This window comes from Thioclava nitratireducens (genome assembly GCF_001940525.2).
Taxonomy (GTDB): domain Bacteria; phylum Pseudomonadota; class Alphaproteobacteria; order Rhodobacterales; family Rhodobacteraceae; genus Thioclava; species Thioclava nitratireducens.
In genome coordinates this window covers 672,095-693,713 of the sequence record NZ_CP019437.1, presented here as the reverse complement: position 1 = coordinate 693,713, position 21,619 = coordinate 672,095, and the positions used below count along the sequence as shown (strand labels likewise).

20 protein-coding genes are annotated in these 21,619 nt (G+C 64.7%); 5 read left to right on the top strand and 15 right to left on the bottom strand.

Features of this window, described 5'->3' with window-relative positions; all coding sequences use genetic code 11:
* Window positions 1-72: 72 nt before the first annotated feature.
* The 12 genes from BMG03_RS03510 to BMG03_RS03455 all read right to left on the bottom strand — a co-directional run bounded on the left by BMG03_RS03510 (window position 73) and on the right by BMG03_RS03455 (window position 11,272).
* A complete protein-coding gene (locus BMG03_RS03510) occupies window positions 73-663 on the bottom strand; it encodes an MOSC domain-containing protein (protein WP_075775883.1) in 591 nt (196 codons plus the stop codon).
* On the bottom strand, window positions 663-1,472 hold the full coding sequence (locus tag BMG03_RS03505; RefSeq protein ID WP_075775882.1) for a methyltransferase domain-containing protein: 810 nt from the start codon (window positions 1,470-1,472) through the stop codon (window positions 663-665). The genes BMG03_RS03510 and BMG03_RS03505 overlap by 1 nt, the downstream gene beginning before the upstream one ends.
* An 18-nt stretch (window positions 1,473-1,490) precedes the next feature.
* Entirely contained in the window at window positions 1,491-3,404 is a 1,914-nt protein-coding gene (ftsH, locus tag BMG03_RS03500; RefSeq protein WP_075775881.1) for an ATP-dependent zinc metalloprotease FtsH, read from the bottom strand.
* An 82-nt stretch (window positions 3,405-3,486) separates the two neighbouring features.
* Window positions 3,487-4,710, bottom strand: coding sequence for a tRNA lysidine(34) synthetase TilS (gene tilS, locus BMG03_RS03495; protein WP_075775880.1), 1,224 nt, complete (start codon window positions 4,708-4,710; stop codon window positions 3,487-3,489).
* A 10-nt stretch (window positions 4,711-4,720) separates the two neighbouring features.
* Window positions 4,721-5,554 carry a tol-pal system protein YbgF gene (gene ybgF, locus BMG03_RS03490; protein ID WP_341865723.1) on the bottom strand — a complete coding sequence of 278 codons (834 nt, stop codon included), beginning with the start codon at window positions 5,552-5,554 and terminating at the stop codon, window positions 4,721-4,723.
* A 5-nt stretch (window positions 5,555-5,559) separates the two neighbouring features.
* Complete coding sequence (pal, locus tag BMG03_RS03485) at window positions 5,560-6,093, bottom strand: peptidoglycan-associated lipoprotein Pal (protein ID WP_075775879.1); 534 nt, start codon at window positions 6,091-6,093, stop codon at window positions 5,560-5,562.
* Between the two features lie 71 nt (window positions 6,094-6,164).
* Window positions 6,165-7,487: a Tol-Pal system beta propeller repeat protein TolB gene (gene tolB / locus BMG03_RS03480; protein ID WP_075775878.1), complete on the bottom strand. Its 1,323-nt coding sequence runs from the start codon at window positions 7,485-7,487 to the stop codon at window positions 6,165-6,167.
* A gap of 102 nt (window positions 7,488-7,589) precedes the next feature.
* Window positions 7,590-8,846, bottom strand: coding sequence for a hypothetical protein (locus tag BMG03_RS03475; RefSeq protein WP_075775877.1), 1,257 nt, complete (start codon window positions 8,844-8,846; stop codon window positions 7,590-7,592).
* A 16-nt stretch (window positions 8,847-8,862) separates the two neighbouring features.
* Entirely contained in the window at window positions 8,863-9,342 is a 480-nt protein-coding gene (tolR, locus tag BMG03_RS03470; RefSeq protein ID WP_075775876.1) for a protein TolR, read from the bottom strand.
* A 2-nt stretch (window positions 9,343-9,344) separates the two neighbouring features.
* Window positions 9,345-10,040, bottom strand: coding sequence for a protein TolQ (tolQ, locus tag BMG03_RS03465; RefSeq protein ID WP_075775875.1), 696 nt, complete (start codon window positions 10,038-10,040; stop codon window positions 9,345-9,347).
* Between the two features lie 115 nt (window positions 10,041-10,155).
* The gene (gene ybgC, locus BMG03_RS03460) at window positions 10,156-10,557 is read right to left on the bottom strand and encodes a tol-pal system-associated acyl-CoA thioesterase (RefSeq protein WP_075775874.1); all 402 of its coding nucleotides are present in this window, start codon (window positions 10,555-10,557) and stop codon (window positions 10,156-10,158) included.
* Complete coding sequence (locus BMG03_RS03455) at window positions 10,547-11,272, bottom strand: hypothetical protein (protein WP_425275161.1); 726 nt, start codon at window positions 11,270-11,272, stop codon at window positions 10,547-10,549. Before BMG03_RS03455 ends, ybgC begins: the two co-directional genes overlap by 11 nt.
* Window positions 11,273-11,656: 384 nt before the next feature.
* Here BMG03_RS03455 and ileS point away from each other — a divergent pair, with 384 nt between their 5' ends.
* On the top strand, window positions 11,657-14,641 hold the full coding sequence (gene ileS, locus BMG03_RS03450) for an isoleucine--tRNA ligase (RefSeq protein ID WP_075775873.1): 2,985 nt from the start codon (window positions 11,657-11,659) through the stop codon (window positions 14,639-14,641).
* Between the two features lie 60 nt (window positions 14,642-14,701).
* Here the strand turns inward: ileS and BMG03_RS03445 are convergent, their stop codons facing one another.
* Entirely contained in the window at window positions 14,702-15,097 is a 396-nt protein-coding gene (locus tag BMG03_RS03445; protein WP_075775872.1) for a DUF805 domain-containing protein, read from the bottom strand.
* A 163-nt stretch (window positions 15,098-15,260) separates the two neighbouring features.
* Between BMG03_RS03445 and BMG03_RS03440 the strand changes: the two genes are divergently transcribed.
* Entirely contained in the window at window positions 15,261-15,734 is a 474-nt protein-coding gene (locus BMG03_RS03440) for a hypothetical protein (RefSeq protein WP_077701090.1), read from the top strand.
* Here the strand turns inward: BMG03_RS03440 and BMG03_RS03435 are convergent.
* Both BMG03_RS03435 and motA read right to left on the bottom strand, forming a co-directional pair.
* Window positions 15,724-16,161 (bottom strand): flagellar FliJ family protein, encoded by a 438-nt coding sequence (locus BMG03_RS03435; RefSeq protein ID WP_075775870.1) that lies wholly within the window; start codon window positions 16,159-16,161, stop codon window positions 15,724-15,726. The genes BMG03_RS03440 and BMG03_RS03435 overlap by 11 nt on opposite strands.
* A 7-nt stretch (window positions 16,162-16,168) precedes the next feature.
* Window positions 16,169-17,038, bottom strand: a complete 870-nt coding sequence (motA, locus tag BMG03_RS03430) for a flagellar motor stator protein MotA (RefSeq protein ID WP_075775869.1) — start codon at window positions 17,036-17,038, stop codon at window positions 16,169-16,171.
* A gap of 231 nt (window positions 17,039-17,269) precedes the next feature.
* On the opposite strand from motA, the gene BMG03_RS03425 reads away from it, so the two are divergent.
* The 3 genes from BMG03_RS03425 to BMG03_RS03415 are packed head-to-tail and all read left to right on the top strand — an operon-like array spanning window position 17,270 to window position 21,615.
* A complete protein-coding gene (locus tag BMG03_RS03425; RefSeq protein WP_075775868.1) occupies window positions 17,270-18,412 on the top strand; it encodes a hypothetical protein in 1,143 nt (380 codons plus the stop codon).
* 3 nt (window positions 18,413-18,415) lie between these two features.
* Window positions 18,416-19,762 carry an FkbM family methyltransferase gene (locus tag BMG03_RS03420; protein ID WP_075775867.1) on the top strand — a complete coding sequence of 449 codons (1,347 nt, stop codon included), beginning with the start codon at window positions 18,416-18,418 and terminating at the stop codon, window positions 19,760-19,762.
* On the top strand, window positions 19,759-21,615 hold the full coding sequence (locus BMG03_RS03415) for a tetratricopeptide repeat protein (protein ID WP_075775866.1): 1,857 nt from the start codon (window positions 19,759-19,761) through the stop codon (window positions 21,613-21,615). The genes BMG03_RS03420 and BMG03_RS03415 overlap by 4 nt, the downstream gene beginning before the upstream one ends.
* Window positions 21,616-21,619 lie beyond the last annotated feature (4 nt).

The following is a 21,619-nucleotide window of genomic DNA, read 5'->3' as shown; positions in this document are numbered from 1 at the left end:
CTGCTGACGGAGGGTAACCATTTGACGACGCGGCGAAAGGGAAAGAAGCGACCGTTGCGGGATTAAATCGCCTCAGCGGACCTCGTCCATCAGCTCCCAGGCGCGCTGATCGGGGATGTGCAGCCGCAGCGTCTCACCGACCACCAGCCGGCCCGGACGTTCGACCCATGCGGTGACGCCGCGCCGTCCGTGCGCTGCGGGCTTGTAGCGCTTGCCTTTATCTGGATAGTGCTCTTCGATCACCCGGCCCGGCAGGACGCAGGGGCGGTTTTCCATATCGACGACGAGGGTCAGCCCGGTCTCGTTCTGAAGCCGCGCCGAGGGCGGGATATGGGTCAGATCCGGCAAGCCGCGCAGCACGATCGTCGCGCCGACCCAGGACGGATCGATTTCCGGCACGCCCATCGCGAAAGCGGTCTCCGCCAGCTCCTCGGCCGACAGGATCGTCAGCTGGCGGACATTGGCGATCTCGGTGCCCTTGGGATGCTGATCTGTGACCCGCGAACAAGAGGGACGTGTGCGTCCGCCATGCAGTTCTCCCACGGGACCGTCGAAGGTGAATTCGATCTCTTCGACCGGGGTCGAGGTCAGCTGTCCCTCGGTGGTAACCAGCCCGAGCCAGACGACCTCCCCTTGATATTGCGTGGGTTTCAGCGCGGCCATCAGCCCCTCTTTGACAAGACGACAAACAGACGACGGAACGGGAAAAAGACGCTGCCATCGTCCCGCAAAGGATAAACCGTCTCCAGCGCGGTTTCATAGCGTTCGATGAGAACCTGCGCTTCAGTGTCGCCCAAGAGCCGCAGGAAGGGTCGCATCACGGTGCTTTCCGTAAAGCGGCGGACCGGATGCGCGCCCGGCGTGGGCTCCAGTTCCTGCAGATATTCGGTGTGCCAGATGTCGACCTCGCCGAGGGGGCTGAGCATTTTCGCGTAATCCACCGCCGGGGCCACGGGCGGCACCCAGCCAGCGAAGTTGAAGCGGTCGGGAAACATCTCCTGCGACAGGTCGCGCAGGATGCGATGCGACGGCGCGCCATGCTGGGCGGGCATCTGCACCGCCAGAACGCCGCCATCGCGCAGCTCTCCGGCCAGACGCGGGAACAGCTTCGCGTGATCGGGCAGCCAATGCAGCGCAGCGTTGGAGAAGATCATCGCCGGCGGCTTGTTGGGCGTCCATTCGGAAATATCGACCAGATCGCAGCGATGATAGGCGCCGGTCGCCGCAGCGCGCTTGAGCATCGCCTCGGAATTGTCGACGCCCACGATCTTGCGCTTGGGGTACTGGTGGTTCAGCGTCTCGGCCACCGCGCCATTGCCGCAGCCCAGATCGATGATCTTGCCGCGCTCTGGCAGATGCGGAACCCGCGCCAGAAGGTCGAGTGCCGGACGCAGCCTCAGATTGCGGAACCGCGCATAAGCGTCGGGATCCCAATCGGCTGCGCCCGGCACTGAAGCGTCACGCGTGACCATTCTCGCGAACCTGCGCGATCAGGCCGAAGGCTCGGGGGTGGTTTCCGCCCCGCCGTCGCCCTGATCCTTTTTCTTGGACGTCTTGGGCAGCGCGGTCACCGACGGCAGGCTTCCCGAGGAGCTGTCATCGTCGTCGCCGCCCAGCGGCTCTCCGGAGAGGACCTTCTTGATCTCGTCGCCCGTGAGGGTCTCGTATTCCAGAAGCCCCTGCGCCAGACGTTCCCAATCCTCGATCCGCTCGGTGAGGATGCGGCGGGCCTCCTGATAGCCCTCTTCGATCAGGCCGCGCACCTCTTCCTCGATCAGCTCTTTCGTCTTGGTCGAGACCGAGAAGCCAGCGGTGTTGCCCTGATAGCCCTCATGCGCCTCGGCGTAGTCGATATTGCCGACCTTGTCGGACATGCCCCAGCGCATCACCATCGCGCGGGCGATGGCCGACGCCTGCTGAATGTCACCGGCCGGGCCGTTCGAGACATGTTCCTCGCCCCATTTGATGATCTCGGCAGCCTTGCCCGCCATCGTCATGGTGATTTTCTGCTTGGCCTCGTCCTTGTGGTAGTTGAGCTTGTCCATCTCGGGCAGCGAGACGACCATACCCAAGGCCTGACCGCGCGGAATGATCGTGGCCTTGTAGACCGGATCGCATTTCGGCAGCGACAGTCCGACGATGGCGTGACCGGCCTCGTGATAGGCGGTCATTTCCTTCTGCTCGGGGGTGAGGACCATCGAGCGGCGCTCGACACCCAGCATCACCTTGTCCTTCGCGTTCTCGAAATCTTCCATCGAGACGAAACGACGCCCGACGCGCGCTGCCATCAGCGCTGCTTCGTTCACGAGGTTCATCAGGTCGGCGCCCGAGAAGCCCGGCGTGCCGCGCGCGATGGTGCGCAGGTCCACATCGGGCCCCACCGGCACTTTGCGCGAGTGAACCGTCAGGATCTTCTCGCGGCCCTTGATATCGGGGTTCGGCACGTGGATCTGGCGATCGAAGCGGCCCGGACGCAGCAGCGCGGGGTCAAGCACGTCTTTCCGGTTCGTCGCCGCGATGATGATGATGCCTTCGTTTGCCTCGAACCCGTCCATCTCGACCAGCAGCTGGTTGAGGGTCTGTTCGCGCTCGTCATTGCCGCCGCCGATGCCGACGCCCCGAGCACGGCCCACCGCGTCGATTTCGTCGATGAAGACGATACAGGGCGCGTTCTTCTTGGCCTGTTCGAACATGTCGCGGACACGCGATGCGCCAACACCGACGAACATCTCGACGAAGTCGGAGCCCGAGATGGTGAAGAACGGCACACCCGCCTCGCCCGCAATCGCGCGGGCAAGAAGCGTCTTACCGGTGCCCGGAGGGCCCACCAGCAGCGCGCCTTTCGGGATCTTGCCGCCAAGGCGCGAGAATTTTTGCGGGTTGCGCAGAAATTCGACGATCTCTTCGAGTTCTTCCTTGGCTTCGTCGATGCCCGCCACGTCGTCGAAGGTCACGCGACCATGTTTCTCGGTCAGCAGTTTTGCCTTGGACTTGCCGAAGCCCATCGCGCCGCCTTTGCCGCCGCCCTGCATCCGGTTCATGAAGAAGATCCAGATGCCGATCAGCACGAGGAACGGGAGCCAGACGCCCAGCAGCGACATGAAGCCGGATTGCTGTTGCTTGACGACGCTCACCGCGATGCCCTTGTCGATCAGCTTCTCTGCGATCTGATCTTCCAGAGGCTTGACGGTGGTGAAGCTCGTGCCGTCGGCGAGCTGGTAGCGCACCTCTTCGCCATCGAGGCGGACGTTCTTCACCTCGCCTTTGTTGACGGCGTCCATGAACTCCGAATAGGTCGCTTGGGACGAGTTCATCGACGATTGCCCATCACCGAAAAGGTTGAACAGGGCCAAAATCAGCAGGAACAGCACCGCCCAAAAGGCCAGATTGCGCGCATTACCCAAGGAATATCCTCCAATCGTATCGGGCGGCTGACCTGCGGTCGCCGCCTCTTCCTCAGTGAAAATAGGCATTACGCGCCCGGGTTCAACGTCGAATTAGCCAAGTGTCGAATGCGTCGCGGCAAATCCGCGCCTGCCAGCCGATCCCGAAGCCTGCGAGCGGTGCCACGACAAGCGTTTCGCCGCGCCATATGGCCGGGCTTGCGGCAAGCGAGGCACGCGGAAGGCCCGTTTCGCGCCAATCGGGGCATTGGCGTAATCCCGCCTCCCCCAGCGCCGCGACTTCCGTGGCGTCCATGGCGGGCCCGGTGACCTCCCAGCGGTCCCAGGTCGCGGCGCCATCTTCGAGGGTCACGCGCAGATCGGCCACCGCCTGCGCCTCGCGGGTGATGCGTAGCGCGCCCTTGGCGGTGGTGATACGGCAACCGTGCAGGGTGCGGTCGCCTTGCCGGGGCAACTCCGCCAGCAGGGTCTGCACCTTCGAGGCGCGCGGCGCGTAATCCGCGCCAGAGATCCAGCGCAGCGCGGCCACGATCAGGCGGCGTTGCAGCTCCGGTTCCATCGCGGAAAAGCCCGCCACGTCGATCAGCAGATCTCCCGATTGCTCGGAGACATGGCGCTCGACCTCCGCCATCAGCAGTCGATGCAGCGCAGCGTTGGCCGACGCAAGGTTTGTCGTCACCCCGGCAATCGCCTGCGCATCGACGCCCAAAGATTTCAGCGCGCCAAGCGCCTGTCGCGCCTTCACCCGGTCGAAGCGTTCATTTTCGTTGGACGGATCGTCGACCCATGCGATGCCCTGCCTGCGCAGGTAATCGCGCAACGCCTCTCGTGTCTGGGCCAGAAACGGGCGGTGCCATGTCACCCCCTCGGCCTCGAAGCGTGGGCGCATGCCTGACAGCCCCTCCAGCCCCGCCTCGCGCGCGAGCCGCATCAGAAAGGTCTCTGCCTGATCGTCGGCAGTATGCCCAAGTGCGACATGACCGATCCCGGTCGAGCCCGCCCATGCGCCGATCAGGCCCAGACGCGCCCGGCGCGCGGCGTCCATCAGGTTACCTTCGGCGCTGGCTCCGTCCCAGCGCAGGATCGTGTGCGGAATGCACCGATCTGCGCAGAACCGCCCGACAAATGCGGCTTCCTCGGCAGCCTCGGCGCGCAGCCCGTGATCCACCGTCACCGCGGCGACCTCGAAATGCGCAGCCAACAGCGCCAGCGTCGCCATCGAATCCGAGCCCCCGGAAACGGCAACCCCGACGCGCCGGGGCGCATCGGGGTCAAAACCGTGTCTTGCGATGTCGTCCAGCGTCACCGGAGAACGCTCACTGGCATCCCAGCGATTGCTGCGCGTTCTGCGCCTCGCCCGCCGCCGAGGAACCCGGGAAGCGTGCGCTCACCTGACCCAGCGTAGTGCAGGCCTCGCTCTGCTGTCCGAGCTGCCCCAGCGCCTTGCCGAGCGACAGCAGGTTGTCCGCGGCGCGCGAGCCTTTCGGGTCGGCGGAGAACCCGTCGAGCCATGCCCGCGCAGCGCCCGCCTCATCACCCTGCTTTTGCAGTGCGAGACCGCGATAATACATCGCGTCGCTGGTCAGCGGGGAACCGGGATAGGTCTGCCGGAAGGTCGTGAGAAGATCGGCCGCAGAGGCGTAATCGCCATCCTCATAGGCCTTCTTGCCCGCCTCGAAATCCGATTTCTCGTTGATCGCAAGATCGGGTCCGGGCGTGGAATCCGGAGCCGGACCCGTGACCGACGCACCGGTGTTCGGCGCTTCGCCTCCCAGCGGCTCTGTCTTGCCAAGCTTCGAAATGTCGCAATTCTCTTCCATCTCGCAGACCCGGAAGTTCAGATCGCCGATCCGCTTCGTGCCGTCGGCGACGACGCGGTTGATCTTGTTTTCCAGCTCCTCGACGCGGTCGGTCATATGCGACAGCGACAGCTCCATCGAGTCCATGCGCTGCAGAGCGGAATCGCCGCCCGCCTTCTGCAGACCGGCTTGACCAGAGGATTTCAGTTCCTGGCGCAGGCTACCGATCTCGGTCTGAAGCTGTCCCAGTTCGGTCTTGATGTCAGCCAGCGTCTGGGCGCGGTTCGCGTCCTGAGCCAGCGCGGGCGCGGCTGCCAGAACAGCCGCACCGAGAAGCAAAGCTCTCAGCATCGCGATCAGCTCCCGACCGCCGATTGCGAGATCACCGTCACGGCGCGACGGTTCTTCTGGTAGCACTCTTCGGTCGAGCAGACTGCCAGCGGACGTTCTTTACCGTAGGAGACCGTGCGCAGACGGTTGCCGGCCACGCCTTGGCTGATCAGGTATTCCTGCACCGCAGAGGCACGACGCGCCCCAAGCGCGAGGTTGTATTCGCGGGTGCCCTGCTCGTCGGCATGGCCTTCGATGATCGCGGTGTAGCTCGGGTGGCTCACCAGCCAGCTCGCCTGCTGGCTCAGGATGCCGCGCGCGGTGTCGGTCAGCGTCGACTGGTCGACTTGGAAATGCACCATGTCGCCGATGGTCTGGCTGAAATAGGCCGGCGAGTTCGGATCGTTGATCCCGCCTTGGCTGACGCCGCCCATGCCAGCGCCGCCCGGTCCGAGCGCGCCGCCGGGACCGGTCGCACCGGAGCCGTATTGATCGGGGTTCGAACAGGCCGCGAGGCCCAGCATCGAGATGGCCAACACGGCCTTCACTGCAAATTTCATTGGTTCCGCCTTTGTTGATCTGCCCATTGCGGGCGAGCCTACCAGTTTCTCTAACGCTTGTTAATCCGCCCTCACGGCAGAAGCGGCGACCAGGCCGGGTCCGACGCGGCGCCCGGCGTGGAGACTTTCTTCAGGTTGCGCCCGGAGATGTCGACCGAATAGAGCGAGGCCGAGCCTTCGGCGCCGGGGCTCTCCCGGGTGAACATGATTACGCGGCCATTGGGCGACCAGGTTGGGCCCTCGTCGAGGAAGGACGAGGTCAGCAGCCGCTCTTCCGAGCCATCGGTGCGCATCACGCCGATATGGAACCGGCCTTGGTTCTGCTTGGTAAAGGCGATCATATCGCCGCGCGGCGACCAGACCGGCGTCGAATAGCGCCCGTCGCCAAAGCTGATCCGCGTCGCCTCGCCGCCGCCGACCGGCATGATGTAGAGCTGCTGGGTACCCGAGCGATCGGACTCGAACACGATCCGCGATCCGTCGGGCGAGAAGCTGGGCGAAGTCTCGATCGCGGGCGAGGTCGTCAGGCGTTGGGTCTGGCCCGTGCTGACATTCATCATCCAGAGGTCGGTATTGCCGTTCTGCTCCATCGAGTAGACGATCTTCTGCCCATCGGGCGAGAAGCGCGGCGCGAATGTCATCGTCCCGGGCACTTCAGGCAGCAGCCTCGCCGAGGCGGTCGCCACGTCGAGCATCTTGATGCGCGGGAAACCGGTCTCGAAGGTGGTAAAGAGCACTTTCGTCCCGTCGCGCGAGAAACGCGGTGCGAGCACGATGGTCGAGGCATCGGTGAGATAGGTCACATTCGCGCCGTCGTAATCCATCACCGCGAGGCGCTTCTGGCGGTTGTCCTTCGGCCCGCTTTCCGAGACGAAAACAACGCGGCTGTCGAAATACGGCCCCTCGCCCGTGATGCGCGAATAGATCACGTCCGAGACCTTATGTGCCAGACGCCGCCAGCTTGCCGGCGAGGCCGCAAGTTGCTGCCCGTCGCCCATCTGCTGTCCGGAGAACACGTCGAACAGGCGGAACTTCACGACCACCTTGCCGCCCTGCATCCCGACCGACCCCACGACCAGCGCCTGTGCGTTGATCGCCTGCCAGTCGGAATATTTCACCGGCGTGTCGAAGCTCGACACGTTCTGGATATAGGCGGATTTCGGAATTTCGCGGAACAGCCCGGTCCCGGTCAGATCGCTCGAGATCACCTGCGTGATCTGGCTCGCCATCTGGCCAGCGTCGGGGGTCTCGGGGATGAAACCCGCGATTGCGAACGGCATCGGCTCGATCACACCATCGGTGATCTCGATATGCAGCGGCTCGGAATCCTGCGCGATTGCGGCGATGGGTGCCAGCATCACAGCGGCCAGCAAACTGAGAACGAAACGCATCATGTCACACACTCCCTTTCCGGGTCTTGCCCGGTTTGTAACGCGCTGCGGCACGATCGTGCATCACAACCCCATGACACCGCGCGGAAATTCGCCGACCAGCCATCATTTCATCCTCATTTTTTCGGGATTGAAGTCGATGGTGATCGTTTTCCAGCGGTCATATTTCTCCGGCGGCAGCGGGAACCCGTCCGAACCGCACAGAACGATGGCGCGTCGCCCGGCCTCGAAGGCCTGATCGACCGCGTTGCCGGTGCCGCCCGTCGCCCCGACCAGCTTGATCGAGGAGATGATCGGGTGGCCGTCGGGCTGCATATCGACCGACAGCGTCACTGTGGTGCGCAGCGCATCCGAGCTGAGCGCGCCGGTGTTCCAGCACTGCTTGATATCGACGATCAGCGCGTCTTTCTCGCCCGCGGTGATCGGCGGACCCGTCGGCGCAGAGCCGGTGCCACCCGTGCCTTCACCGCCCAAGGCAGCCGCAAGCGCATCGTTGACCGAGGCGCTGTCGACTTTCTTCGGCTCGCTCGGCGGCGTTTTCTCAGCCTGTTTCGGCTCAGCCGGTTTCTTCTCGGCGGGCTTGGGCGCTTCAGGCTTCTTCTCTGCCGGGGACGCAGCCGTCTGCGTCTCTTTCGGCGCCGGCGGTTTCGGCTTGGCGCTCGGCCGCGGCGAGGCCAGCGGCGCGGAGCTTTCCGGCTTGTCCTTGGTCTTGTTCGCCTCGGTCACGATTTCGGTGGAGGCTTCGGGCGGCGCCGTCGCCTCCTTCGGCTTCTCGGTGGGCTGATCGGGCGTGTCGGCGGGTTTGGGGGCCTCTTGCGGCTGAGCCTGCGGGTCGACCTTCGCCTCGGGCGGCGGCTCGGGCGCAGGCGTGGGAGCAACGCGCGGCGCCTGTTTCGGCTTCGGCACGGGCGAGATATCGGGCGTGACCGTCGGCGAAGGCTCCTCGACCGGCGGCACGATCTCCGGCGGCGTGTCGCTAACTTCGGCAGGCGGCGTCGGCTCTTGCAGGGCCGACACATCGGGCTGCGCATCCGGTACGGGGTCGGGCTGCTGCATCGCCTGCGGTTCCGGCTCGGGCTTGGCCTGCGGCTCCGGCGCGGGCGGCTTGGGCGGCGGGGCCGTCTCGGTTGGCGTATCGGGCGCCGTGGGCGCGACCGGATCCGGCGTGGGCTGCGGCGCGTCCTTCGGCGCCGAGGCCATCATCGTGTTGAAGTCCTTCTCGGACATCACCGCGACCTGAGAGATCACCACCGGCTTATTCGGTTTCGGGAAGAACCACTGGCCCCCGGCAATGACCCAGAAGAGCACGCCCAGATGCAGCGCGCCCGACAGGCCGTAACCGATCTTGTCCGCACGGTTCATGCGATGCCCCCTGGGCTCAGTTCCCCGCAGGCGCCGTCAATTGCGGCCCCCCGGTATCGGTGACGAGCGTGATGTTCGAGAACCCCGCGCCGTTGAGCGCGCCCATCACCTGCACCACCTGAGAATAGGAAATCTTGCCATCCGCACGCAGGAAGACCTTGTCGCTCTTGCGCTCGGCCGCGATCGCCTTGAGACGGTCGATCAGCTGATCCTGCGGCACTTCCGAGTTCATCAGCGAGACCTTCCCGTCCGCCTGGATCGACACCGTCAGCGGCACCTCCTGCTCGGTCGGTACGGCCTTGGCCGCCGTCTTCGGCAACTCGAGCGGCACGCCCACCGTCATCATCGGCGCGGCGACCATGAAGATCACCAGCAGCACCAGCATCACGTCGACCATCGGCGTGACGTTGATCTCGCTCATCGCGGCGTGACGCCCGCGTCCGCTCCTGCGGCGCCGCGATCCGCCCGATCCGCGTTTTGCAACACCCGCACCCATGATCAGCTATCCAACTGGCGCGACAGGATGGTCGAGAATTCGTCCGCGAAGGCCTCATAGTTGCCCGCAATGCGATCGGCATCGGACGACAGCTTGTTGTAGAAGATCACCGCCGGAATTGCCGCGAGAAGACCCAGCGCGGTCGCCACCAGCGCTTCCGAAATGCCGGGCGCCACGACGGCGAGCGAGGTATTCTGCGAGATCGCGATCTCCTCGAAGGCGACCTTGATCCCCCAGACCGTGCCGAACAGGCCCACGAAGGGCGAGATCGAGCCCACGGTCGCAAGGAAGGTCAGCCCGTAATTGAGGTTTTCGGTCGCCTTCTGGATCGCGACATCCATCGAGCGTTCGATCCGCGCTTGCGCGCCGGTGATCAGCGCCCCGTCATGACGATGCGACCGGCGCCATTCCAACATGCCGGCGGCGAAGATCTTCTGGCTCGCGCCTTCGGGCGCGGGGCCGATCTGGTCGAACAGCTCGTCGAGCGGCTCGCCGGACCAGAAGGCCCGGTCGAAGGCTTCCGCCTCGGAGCGCGCCGCGCGATAGGCGATGAATTTGCGGATGATGATCGCCCAGGACCAGAAGCTGGCCACGACGAGGATGATCATCACGAGTTTGACGGTCAGCGATGCGCGCAGAAAGAGCGCCAGCAGGGAGAAATCGATCTCCTGCGCCATCGCAAGCGAAGAATGGTCCATAGGTACTGCTCGCCGGTTGGGGCCACGTTATCGGGCCTCTGATTAGCAGCGATTCTATATCAGCAGTAAGGGGAACGCCATAACAACAATGTAACCGGCGAAACCCCGCCGCTTTTCAATGCAGTTTCGGGGCCAGTTTCCGGCGAATATCGGCGGGAAGCCGCTGAGCCGCGCCCGCCTCGTTGAGACAGACGATGGTGACCTGCGCGGTGAACAGCACCTCGCCGTCGCGCTGCACGGTCTGTTCCATCACCAAGCGCGCGCCCGTTTCGGTGACGAGGTCGGTCGTCACCACCAGTTCGTCGTCGAATTTCGCGGGACACAGGTAATCGGCCTCGACGCGGCGCACCGCGAAAACCACCCCGTAATCGGCCTTCATGGCGACCTGATCGACGCCCAGCGCGCGGACGAATTCGGACCGCCCGCGCTCGATGAACTTCAGGTAATTGGCGTAATAGACGATCCCCGCGAGGTCGGTATCCTCGTAATAGACCCGGATCGGAAACTCATGCGCCATGCTCGTTCTCCCGATCGTCCGGCTCCGCCTCGCCCACTTCGCGCGACAATTCCCGTACCGCCTCTGCGGCCTCGCCCTGACGCAGGCCGGCGCGGGCCGCGAGACGCAGCGCGTGGCTCGGATCTTTCGCCACAGCCGGCATCGTCGGGTCGTAGGCAGCTGCGATCACCGCAGCGATCTCGGGGCGCAGCACGGTCACCCCGCGTGCCACCGCAAGCGGCGAGCGTTTCACGAAGGCCTTGTCGGACCAAAGCAGGATCATCTGCACCGCCTGGCTGAGCGCGATTACCTCGGCGGGCACCTCGTCGAGCCCCGCATCCATCCGCACGAAGGCGAAACAGGCGCGGATCGCGCCCTCCTTGTCGAAGCGGAAGACGCGATACTGGTTCGCCCCCTGATCGTCGAGCCGGATCACCAGATCCTGCAACCCGTCGATCAGGTGATCGAGATTGGGCACCTCGAGCAATTCCTGCCAGTCGCGGAAGAAGAAGACCATCAGGTTCGCGCCCAGCTCGGGATCGGTCTCGGCCATCTTGTGCCCTGCCAGCGCCACCACCGCCTCGACCGCGCCCTTCACCGTCGCAAGCGTCGCCGCCTCGACCCCGAACACGACGGGAACGACGGGGCGCCCCCAACGTGCGAATAGATATTCGTCGGAAGAGCGCCGGAAGAGCTGCTCCACCATTTCGCCCGTGATTTCTGCCTGTTCCGCCATGCTGCCTCCCTCGCTTCGCCCCGACCCTAAGAGATCGCGACCGAGGGGGGAAGGGGGCCAGCCCGATCGGCCGCGCATCCCCGGCTTTTGCCTGCAACGACGTTTCGGCTTGACACAAATATCCCGGGGGAGCGCCCGACCGGGCGTGGGGGCAGCGCCCCCTCCTCTTCGGCGATTGCGAACCCACGGTGACGGGCGGCAGCCCTCCCTGATCTGCGCTTGCCGCGCTTGCACCTCACGCCTATAAGGGCGGCATGTTCTTGCTGGCTGCATATCCGCGAATTATTTGCCCGGCGCTCTGACGCGTCAGGGTAGCCGGGATATTGCGCCAAGCCTCGCGGCGTGCGCGCGCACGCCCTTCCCTTTCCCAAGGACGACCTATCCATGAGTTCCGACCAGACCACCGAGACGACCGCCCCCGACTATCGCGGCACCGTCTTCCTGCCGAAAACCGATTTCCCGATGCGCGCGGGCCTGCCTGCGCGTGAGCCCGACTGGCTGGCGCGCTGGGAGAAGATCGGCGTCTACGATCGCCTGCGCGAGAAGGCCGCGAAGGAGACGCGCCCCGGCTTCGTGCTCCATGACGGCCCTCCCTACGCGAACGGCCATCTCCATATCGGTCACGCGCTCAACAAGATCCTGAAGGATTTCATCACTCGCTCTCAGCAGATGATGGGCCGCGATGCGCGCTACGTGCCTGGCTGGGACTGCCACGGCCTTCCGATCGAGTGGAAGATCGAAGAGCAGTACCGCGCCAAGGGTCTCGACAAGGACGCTGTCGACGTGGTGGCGTTCCGCCGCGAATGCCGCGCCTTTGCCGAGAACTGGGTCGACATCCAGCGCGAGGAATTCAAGCGTCTGGGTGTCTATGGCAACTGGGCCGATCCCTATCTGACGATGAACTACCATGCCGAGGCGGTGATCGCCGAGGAGTTCATGAAGTTCCTGATGAACGGCACGCTCTACCAAGGCTCCAAGCCCGTGATGTGGTCGCCGGTCGAGAAGACCGCGCTGGCCGAGGCAGAGGTCGAGTATCACGACCACACCAGCCACACGATCTGGGTGCGCTTCAAGGTCCGCCGGGGCGGCAATGCCGACATGCCGACCGAGGATGCGGTCGAATATGACGCCGCGGATCAGGCGCTGCTGGCCGATCAGCTACACGCGGCGAGCGTCGTGATCTGGACCACGACCCCGTGGACGATCCCGCAAAACCGCGCCGTGTCCTTCAATCCGGGCATCGCCTACGGGCTCTACCGCGTCGACACGCTGGGCGAGAAATCGACCGCCGAGGAAGGCGAACTGCTGCTGATGGCCGATGCGCTGGCGCAATCGGTGATGGATCAGGCGAAAGTCGAGAGCTTCACCCGCGTGCGCAATGTCAGCGCGGCAGAGCTTGAGGGGCTGACGCTCTCGCATCCCTATGCCGGCGTCGAGGGCGCGAATGGCGAGTGGGATTACGACGTCCCGGTCCTGCCCGGCGACCACGTCACCGACGAGGCCGGGACGGGCTTCGTTCACACCGCACCGAGCCACGGCGACGACGACTATCAGATGGGCCTGAAATACGGGCTGCAGATGACCTATAACGTCGAGCCCGACGGCAGCTACCGCAAGGACCTGCCGCTGTTCGGCGGCGAGGCGATCGTCGCGGCTGATGGCAAGGACGGGCCGGCAAATGTGTCGAACATCAAGCAACTGGCCTGGGCCGGGGCGCTTCTCGCCAAGGGCAAGATCAAGCACTCCTATCCGCATAGCTGGCGCTCCAAGGCCCCGCTGATCTATCGCAACACGCCGCAATGGTTCGCCGCGATCGACCACACGCTGGATGACGGCATGGGCGAGTATGGCGACACGATCCGCGCCCGCGCGCTGACCTCGATCGAGGAGCTGGTGACCTTCACGCCCGAGAAGGGCAAGAACCGCCTGCATTCGATGATCGAGAACCGTCCCGACTGGGTGCTGAGCCGTCAGCGCGCCTGGGGCGTGCCGCTCACCTGTTTCGTCAAGAAAGGCGCCAAGCCCACCGACGAAGACTTCCTGCTGCGCAACGCCGAGGTCAACGCGCGCATCACCGCCGCCTTCGAGACCGAGGGTGCGGACGCGTGGTACGAGGACGGTTTCAAGGCGAAGGTTCTGGAAGGCGTCGTGACCCCCGACGAGTACGAGCAGATCTTCGACGTGCTCGACGTTTGGTTCGATTCCGGCTCCACCCACGCCTTCGTGCTGCGCGACCGCGCCGACGGGACAGAGGACGGCATCGCCGATGTCTACCTCGAGGGGACCGACCAGCACCGCGGCTGGTTCCACTCCTCGTTGCTGCAGGCCTGCGCCACGAAGGGCCGCGCGCCCTACCGCAACGTGGTGACGCATGGCTTCACGCTCGACGAGAAGGGCATGAAGATGTCCAAATCGCTCGGCAACACCGTCGCGCCGCAGGAGGTGATCGAGCAATACGGCGCCGATATCCTGCGGCTCTGGGTTGCGCAGTCGGACTTCACGGCCGATCTGCGCATCGGCAAGGAGATCCTGAAAGGCACCGCCGACAGCTATCGTCGTCTGCGCAACACGCTGCGTTTCATGCTGGGCAATCTCGATGGGTTCTCCGACGCCGAGCGCGTCGATCCGACCGAGATGCCGGAGCTGGAGCGCTGGGTACTGCATCGTCTGGCACAGCTCGATACCGAGGTGCGCAAGGGCTATGACGCCTTCGATTTCCAGGGCGTTTTCCAGCAGCTGTTCAACTTCTGCACGGTGGACCTGTCGGCCTTCTATTTCGACGTCCGCAAGGATGCGCTCTATTGCGACCCCGAGGACAGCCTGCGCCGCCGTTCGGCGCGCACGGTGCTGGATCTGCTGTTCCATCGCCTGACGACCTGGCTCGCGCCGATCCTCGTCTTCACCATGGAAGACGTGTGGCTGTCGCGCTTCCCGGGCGACGATGCCTCGGTTCACCTGCAGGACATCCCCGAGACGCCAGAAGCCTGGGCCGACGCGAGCCTTGCGGCGAAATGGGATGGCATCCGCCGCGCCCGTCGCGTGGTGACGGCAGCGCTGGAGGTGCAGCGTTCGGCCAAGGTGATCGGAGCCTCGCTAGAGGCCGCACCAGTCGTGCATGTCGAGGATGCGGACGTTCTGGCGGCGCTGAAATCGGTGCCCTTCGAGGATCTCTGCATCACCTCGGACATCGCGCTGACCGCCGATCCGGCTCCGCAGGAAGCGTACCGCCTGCCCGAAGTTTCGGGCATCTCGGTGGTCTTCGAGAAGGCCGACGGTCAGAAATGCGAGCGCTGCTGGAAGATCCTGCCCGATGTCGGCACGCATGAGCATCCCGGCACCTGCAAACGGTGCGATGCGGCGCTCGACTGAGCGACGCGTATCCGGTGACGGAATGAAGGGCACCCGCATGGGTGCCCTTTTTATGTCAGGTCAGGACGGCATCTGGTGCGGCGGCAGCGGCGGCGGCCCGAAACGGTTACCGCGCGGGGATCCGCGCTGAACGGTGAAGAAGAGCAGGACCAGCGTCCCGATCAGCGGGATCAGCATGATCAAGGCCCACCAGCCGGTTCGGTCGAGGTCGTGCAGCCGCCGCACCAGCACCGCGAGCGATGGCAGGAACACGACGAGCGAGAAGATCGCCCCCAGCAGAGACGCTTCGCCGCCCCGCATCATCATCGGACCGAAAAGGATGCGATCCAGCAAGCCGAAGACGATGTTCCCGAGAAAGACGAAGAGCACGAACCACCAGAATTCGGGCCGGGCCGCGCGGCCGGTGAAAGTCACGTAGTTCGAGAAACATTTGCGGATCGCTTCGCTGAACTCCATCGGGCGTCTCCCTTCGTGGATGAGCTGTCGAGGAAGCTTAGCCTCAGGACGACGCGTCACGCCAGCGTGAATCCGGCGGGGCAGGTGCGGTGGGCGCGTGATGCGTCAACGCGCGACGTGCATTCTTCTTATTTGCGTCAAGATTCGCGGCTAACCTCGCGGAATGACCCGAAGTGAAAGCCATCCGTCCGCCCCGCTTCGCCCCCTGTTTCGCAGTTGGGGCTTCTGGGCGTTGCTGGCGGGCGCGGCCGCGTTGGTTCTCGTTTTCGTGCAGATCTCGGGTATTGCGAACGGGCCTCAGCCCTCTGCCGGAAGTCAGATTGGCGAGATCGCTGGCGAGATCAAACGCTCGGCTTGGCGGTCCTTCTTCGGCCTTGCGCCGAAGCCGGTGGAGCCGCAACCACTCCCGGCTTCCACCTACCTCGGCCTCGCGGCGCCGGTCCTCGGGATCCTAGCGATCGTGCTCGCGGGGATCGCAGCGGCACTCCGCGAAAACTGGCGACTGCCGAGCTATGCGGTGAGCCTCGGAATCGCGGCGATCGTCTTTCAATATGTCTGGTGGATCGCGCTGCTCGTTGCGGGCGTTGTCCTGCTCGTCACGATCATCGCCAATCTCGGCGAGATTTTCAGCTTCTGACCGCATCCCTGTCGCGCAGCCAGCGCTGTAGCGTGCGCTCCTCGACCTGCGCCTGCTCGCGCTTTGCCAGCTCCGCCGCGCGTTCGGCGCGGGCACGGTCGAGAAGCGTGTCATAGGTCTTCGCCTCTCGGAACAGCTCTCGCATCCGGTCTTCGAGCGGCACGCGGCGTTCGTTCAGCGTGCCGATCTCCTGATCGAGCCACGAGACCGTCTCGCGCACCGCCTCGCGGAATCCGGCGGCGTAAGGCGCGGTCTCAGGCGAGGTGACGTGAAGCTCGGCGCGGGCGCGCGCTGTCAGCGTATCGCGCTCGCTTTCCAGCCGCGCGACCTGCGCATTCAGCTTCGATAGCTCGCCGGCCTGCTCTTCGAGCTCACGCCGCCGCAGCCGCCCGATCACCTCCAGGGCCGCGATCCGGTTGCGGGCCATGGCGCGGTTACGCCGCCTGCGGCAGGTCTTTCTGCGCCTGCTCGACGGCGTAGAAATCCGGCTGATGCGCGGTTGGGATGCTGCCGCGCCCGATCTCGACGCAGATATTCGGCGGGTGGTCGCTCACAAGCGCAACGAAGATGTCGCGGATCACCGCATAGAACGCGGAATCCTCTTCCTCGATCTGGCGCAGACGGCCAGACATCGGCTGCACGAAGCAATAAGCAAGGAACACGCCGAGGAAGGTGCCGACAAGCGCGCCGCCGATCATACCACCCAGGATCTCCGGCGGCTGGTCGATCGCACCCATGGTTTTGATCACGCCCAGAACGGCGGCGATGATGCCGATGGCAGGCAAGGCGTCGGACACGGTCTGGAGCGCTGAGGCAGGGGCCAGAACCTCGCGGTGATGCTTCTTCAGTTTGCGGTTGATGACGTCCTCGGTCTGGTACTTGTCGTCGAAATTCATCGCCAGCATCCGGAAGCTGTCGGTAATCAGCTGGATCGCGAAATGATCCTTCAGGATACGCGGATAGCGGCTGAAGATCTCGCTCTCTTCCGGGGCTTCGACATGCGGATCGAGCGCGATGATACCCTTGTTGCGATAGAGCCGCGACAGCTCGTAGAGCAGGTTCAAGAGGTCGGTGTAATCCGCCGTCTTCCACTTGCTGCCCTTGAGCACCTTTACGAGCCCCCGGCCCGATTGCTTGATCATCCCGAACGAGTTGGCGATCAGGAACGACCCGAGCGCGGCGCCACCGATCATCATCCCTTCGAACGGCAAGGCATGAATCAGAACGTCCATGCTGCCGCCGGACAGGAGGAAGCCGCCGAACACGAGGCCCACGACGGCCAACAGGCCAAGGATGATCGTCATTATACTTTGTCCGTATGCTTCGCGCCCCCAGTCTTTCACCGGCAGGCGCAGTTTCCCCAAAATCTCGAGCAAATCTCCGGTGACGCTCTCGTTAAGTCAAGTATAAATACCAAAATCATTAACGAGAATAAGCACAAAACACACTATATCATCTATAGACAAGGAAACTTGACCGATTATTCATGAATAGATAGGATAACTCCAACACTGATCTTGGATTCAGGGCATCGAATGAGCGCCAGTGCGGAAGCCATAGCCTTTCTGCTCGAAGAGCAGGATCTGCGCCATCTGTTCCAGCAATGGCCGCAGCACATGTGTCTGGCCGTCGGCCTCGACCCGGAAGGCGGCTGCGCGATGCTGGTCTTCCACGCGAGCGAGGCCGAGCGGGTACTGCCCCGGCTCGCGCGGTCGATGAACTGGCGCGCGGATGAGTTCAGCGTCATTCCAAAGATCGACGGCTACCAGACACGGCGGATACTGTTCTCCGACGAGCAGAAGATTCTGTCGCTCGTGCAGGACACCGACAACCTTCCGGAGATCGCCCGCGATTACGCGATCAATTTCGCCTATGCCGCCGACGAGGGGCTCGACCCGGAAGCGCTGACCGATGCGAAATCCGCCTCGGTGTCGCCCGCGTTGCGCGAGGTCGAGCGGCTCCTGTCGGCGTTGAACCCGACACACTCCGCGACATCGAGCGCTCCGCCGACGAGCAGGAATGCGGCCTCTGTGCCTACCAATCGAGCGGAAACAACGGCCCCGGTGAGCGCGGATGGCGGCCCGCCCGGCTTCCGGCGGCTGAGCGATACGCACCGGGCCGAGGCGCTGATGGCGACTTGCGAATTGAGCCTCGATGCCGACACCGTGCGGATCACCATCGACGAGGCCGGCGCCGATGCGCAAAGCTTCGGGGTCCGAGACGTCTACTTCCGCGACGATCTTCGCAGCTTCGCCATCCCGGTGGCGGAACTCGCGCGTCAGGGGGCAACCGCCCTGCCCGGCCAGATCCACGCCGCGGCGGATCACTTCCCGGCCCCGCTTCTCGCGACCTTGCGGCAGGCGCCGCTGACGGCGCGACTGACCGCGCTCGACCACTACATCTTCATCGCCCCCGAAGCCGCAAAACCGCGCGCCGCTGCCCTGTCTGCCCCGGCGCGCGCCGAACCAGGCAAGTTTCCAGCAAAGCGCGAGGGCGCGAAGCCGCAGATGCGCACGATGTTGGGCGGCGCCGCGTTGATCTTCTTCTCGGCGCTGGCGCTGCAACTTGGCCTGACGCCTGCGCTCAGCCATGGCGAGGCGCGGAAGGTCTCGCTCGATACGATCCGGGAATCCGTCTTCCAGTCGCTTGCGGATGAACAAAGCGGCAAGGAGCGCTGAGCCATGGATTGCGCAATCATCACCCCGATCGGCCCCGGCCATCGCCAGTTGTTCGAAGAAAGCTGCGCGCCCTCCGTCGAGACCGCGATCGGCTTTTCCAAGGGGCCGTTCGACCATGTCCATCACTACGCGATGGATGACATGCAAGGGCTGCACGGCCGGTCTGCACGTCGCAATACCGCGATCCGGCAAGCGCAGGAGGCGGGCGTCGAATGGATTTTCTTCCTCGATGCGGATGACGTGCTGACCCCTAACGCGTTCGAGGCTTTCGGCGCGCGACTTGCCGATGAGCCCACGCTCGATGCGCTTTGGGGGCTGATCTGCGAATTCGACGCGGCGGGCGAGCCGCAGCTGCGTGACGGTCAGCCGGCAGAGCTTTCCAGCTATGCAGAGTTTCTCGCCACGCCCCCCTTCTTCGCGGTTCAGATCGGCGCCTTCATCCGCACCGAACTCGTGGCGCGCTTCGGCTTCGATGAGGCGATGGATACGGGCGAGGATTACAAGCTTTACCTGCAACTCTGGCAGAACGGGCACTGCGCGAAACGCCCGGAGATCTTCTTCATCAACCGCCGCGATCAGCACTCCACCGGGCCGCGCTCTGCGACCGGAGCCGATTGGGCCCGACAGGTCGAGCGGATGTGGGCCGACGCGGTCGAGCGCGATCCGCTCTGGGCGCCGCTCGAACATCGGGGGGTGGCGGCGAAAATGCAGATCACCAATCCGCTCGACATCATCCAGAACACCCACCTTCAGGGGAGGTTCTTCGAGGATAGCTCGCTCGAGAAGCTGCGCGATCTGATCGGCGTGACGCACCCGCATATCGTTGAGGTCGGCGCGAATATCGGCAACCACGTCGTCTGGTACGCACAGCATCTGAACCCGGCGCGCATCTATCCGGTGGAGCCGAACCCCGCGGCGCTGACCCTTCTGGAAGGCAATATCGCCGCGAACGGGATCGACGGCCTGATCGACCGGCGCGGCATGGGCTTCGGCGTGGGCCGCGCGGAGGGCAGCTTCCGCGCAGAGACGACGCAGGAAAACAACCTCGGGGCCACGACACTGATCGCTGACGAAGCGGGCGAGTTGAAGGTCGTGACGCTGGATGCGCTGATGGCCGATGCCCGCGCCGATTTCCTCAAGATCGACGCCGAAGGGATGGAGCTGGACGTGCTCGCCGGGGCCGAGGGGCTGATCGCGCGCGACCGCCCGCTGATCTGGGTCGAGACCCGCCGCGACAACCTCCTCGCCTTCGCGCAGGAATGGTGCCGCGCGCATGACTACGTGCTGGTCGACAGCGTGTTCTACGTCCACTCGATCGACTACTTCGCCATTCCGAGGGAACGCGCATGACCCAGACCACCCTCTCACGCAAGGACCGGCGCGCCCGGGCCGCGAAAGCCGCGAAGTATTACGGTATCGCGGACAGCGCAGCGGCGCTGACGATGCACGAAGCCTATGAGGCGCTCGCTGCGGCTGACGGCCCGCACGCGGCGCGGCTGGCGCATGAGGTCAGCCAGGCGCATCCGGCGAACCGTCACCCGTGGCTCGTGCTGGGCACCGTGGCGCTCGACCGCCGCGAGGCCGAAGCCGCAACGAAGTTCTTCGAACGCGCCCTGCTGATCGCGCCCACCGATCCGATGGGGCTTGCAGGGCTGGGTAAGGCGCGTGTTCTGAAGGCCGACATCTTCGCGGCCATCGATCTGTTTGCGCAGGCAATCGAGCGTGGCAGCGAAGACGTTCCGATGGCCCGCCTCTATGCCGATCTGATGGGGCGGCTCGACCGGTCGACCACGGCCGGACGAAATCTGCGCAAGATGGCTGAGCGCATGAAGACGGCCGAGATCTGGTTCATCACGGCCGACGCCTTCGCCACAGGCGAAAGCAATGCCGAAGCCGCGCCCGCCTACGAGGAAGCCGCGCGACTTTCGCCGGCGCCGATCGCGCACCGCATCGGCTTGCTCAAGGCGAAACTCTTCCGCCAGAACTACAGGGGCCTCATCGTCGGCGCCGATGCCTTGCTGGCCGAGGCCGATCTGCCCCCCGCGCATCGCGACGAAATCGTAACCCTTCGGATGGCGGCTCTACGTGCGTGCGGCGAGACCGAGCGCGCCCTCGAAACCCTCTCGCATCGCTTCGAAGATCCCGCGCAGTTCCAGCGGGTTTTGGGATTTTCCGGCAATTGCCACCTCGACCGGGAAGACTTTCGCGCGGCGCGGATCGCGTTTCGCGAAGCCCTTCACCTCGTTGACGGGGGCGGGCTCTGGGTGCGGCGCGCCTACGGCACCTTCCTGATGGGCGAAGGCGATTTCGCGGCGGGAGCCCCCTATTACGCAGGCCGCCAGCCCGACGCGAACCGCCGCCGCATTCCCTATGAAAATTCCGATCCCGAGCGGCTCGCCACCCGCGATCGCCTCTTTCTCGTCGACGAGCAGGGGATCGGCGACCAGCTTGCGCTGCTGCCCATCATCGGGCGCGCTCCCCTGCCCGCCGGCGCAAAGGTGACCTTCGTCGGCGAGGCCCGGATGAAGCCCTTGATCGAGCGTTCCGGCCTTGGGATCGCCTTCGCGGAGACCACCGAGGTCGACAAGATGGGCGTCGCTCCGGAGGAAATGATCTTCGTCGGTGACCTCGTGCGCTATCTCAGCGTCGAGGCGCTCGCGGCGCGACCGCTTGGCGGGTATCTGAACGCCGATCCGGTGCAGGTCGAGATGACCCGGGCCCGCTATCGTGAGATGGCGCAGGGGCGACCGATCGTCGGCGTCGCATGGCACAGCAGCGACGCGATCACCGGAGCGCATCGCTCGCTCGCGCTCGAAACGATGCTGAGGGCCCTGCCCGAAGGTGCCTTGGTGGTGAACCTGCAATATGGCGACCGCGAGGCGGAGCTGGCGCAAGCCGCCCGCAGCCGTCCTGACCTGACGCTTTTCCACGATGCCGCAATCGACCAGTTCGCCGATCTCGACGGGTTCGCCGCGCAGATCATGGCGCTCGATCGGGTGGTGAGCATCGACAACACCACCGCCCATCTCTGCGGTGCGCTGGGGCATCCCGACACCCATGTGCTGATCCCGAAAGGGGCGGCGTGCATGTGGTATTGGGGCCGTCAAGGAAGCCCGGATCGTTGGTATGGAAACCTGCAACTTCATCGCCAGGCGCAGCTCGGCGACTGGAGCGGCCCACTGTCGGAAATCGCCGCGCTTTAAGGGG

Bases quoted from the DNA above. Each gene is read 5' to 3' on its own strand.
- tolR (WP_075775876.1), bottom strand. From the start codon at position 9,342: ATGGGTGCGGGTGTTGCAAAACGCGGATCGGGCGGATCGCGGCGCCGC.
- BMG03_RS03425 (WP_075775868.1), top strand. From the start codon at position 17,270: ATGAGCGCCAGTGCGGAAGCCATAGCCTTTCTGCTCGAAGAGCAGGAT.
- ybgC (WP_075775874.1), bottom strand. From the start codon at position 10,557: ATGGCGCATGAGTTTCCGATCCGGGTCTATTACGAGGATACCGACCTC.
- BMG03_RS03510 (WP_075775883.1), bottom strand. From the start codon at position 663: ATGGCCGCGCTGAAACCCACGCAATATCAAGGGGAGGTCGTCTGGCTC.
- pal (WP_075775879.1), bottom strand. From the start codon at position 6,093: ATGAAATTTGCAGTGAAGGCCGTGTTGGCCATCTCGATGCTGGGCCTC.
- BMG03_RS03415 (WP_075775866.1), top strand. From the start codon at position 19,759: ATGACCCAGACCACCCTCTCACGCAAGGACCGGCGCGCCCGGGCCGCG.
- BMG03_RS03455 (WP_425275161.1), bottom strand. From the start codon at position 11,272: ATGGCGGAACAGGCAGAAATCACGGGCGAAATGGTGGAGCAGCTCTTC.
- BMG03_RS03440 (WP_077701090.1), top strand. From the start codon at position 15,261: ATGACCCGAAGTGAAAGCCATCCGTCCGCCCCGCTTCGCCCCCTGTTT.
- ileS (WP_075775873.1), top strand. From the start codon at position 11,657: ATGAGTTCCGACCAGACCACCGAGACGACCGCCCCCGACTATCGCGGC.
- BMG03_RS03420 (WP_075775867.1), top strand. From the start codon at position 18,416: ATGGATTGCGCAATCATCACCCCGATCGGCCCCGGCCATCGCCAGTTG.
- BMG03_RS03475 (WP_075775877.1), bottom strand. From the start codon at position 8,846: ATGAACCGTGCGGACAAGATCGGTTACGGCCTGTCGGGCGCGCTGCAT.
- motA (WP_075775869.1), bottom strand. From the start codon at position 17,038: ATGACGATCATCCTTGGCCTGTTGGCCGTCGTGGGCCTCGTGTTCGGC.
- BMG03_RS03445 (WP_075775872.1), bottom strand. From the start codon at position 15,097: ATGGAGTTCAGCGAAGCGATCCGCAAATGTTTCTCGAACTACGTGACT.
- BMG03_RS03505 (WP_075775882.1), bottom strand. From the start codon at position 1,472: ATGGTCACGCGTGACGCTTCAGTGCCGGGCGCAGCCGATTGGGATCCC.
- ybgF (WP_341865723.1), bottom strand. From the start codon at position 5,554: ATGCTGAGAGCTTTGCTTCTCGGTGCGGCTGTTCTGGCAGCCGCGCCC.
- tolB (WP_075775878.1), bottom strand. From the start codon at position 7,487: ATGATGCGTTTCGTTCTCAGTTTGCTGGCCGCTGTGATGCTGGCACCC.
- BMG03_RS03435 (WP_075775870.1), bottom strand. From the start codon at position 16,161: ATGGCCCGCAACCGGATCGCGGCCCTGGAGGTGATCGGGCGGCTGCGG.
- tolQ (WP_075775875.1), bottom strand. From the start codon at position 10,040: ATGGACCATTCTTCGCTTGCGATGGCGCAGGAGATCGATTTCTCCCTG.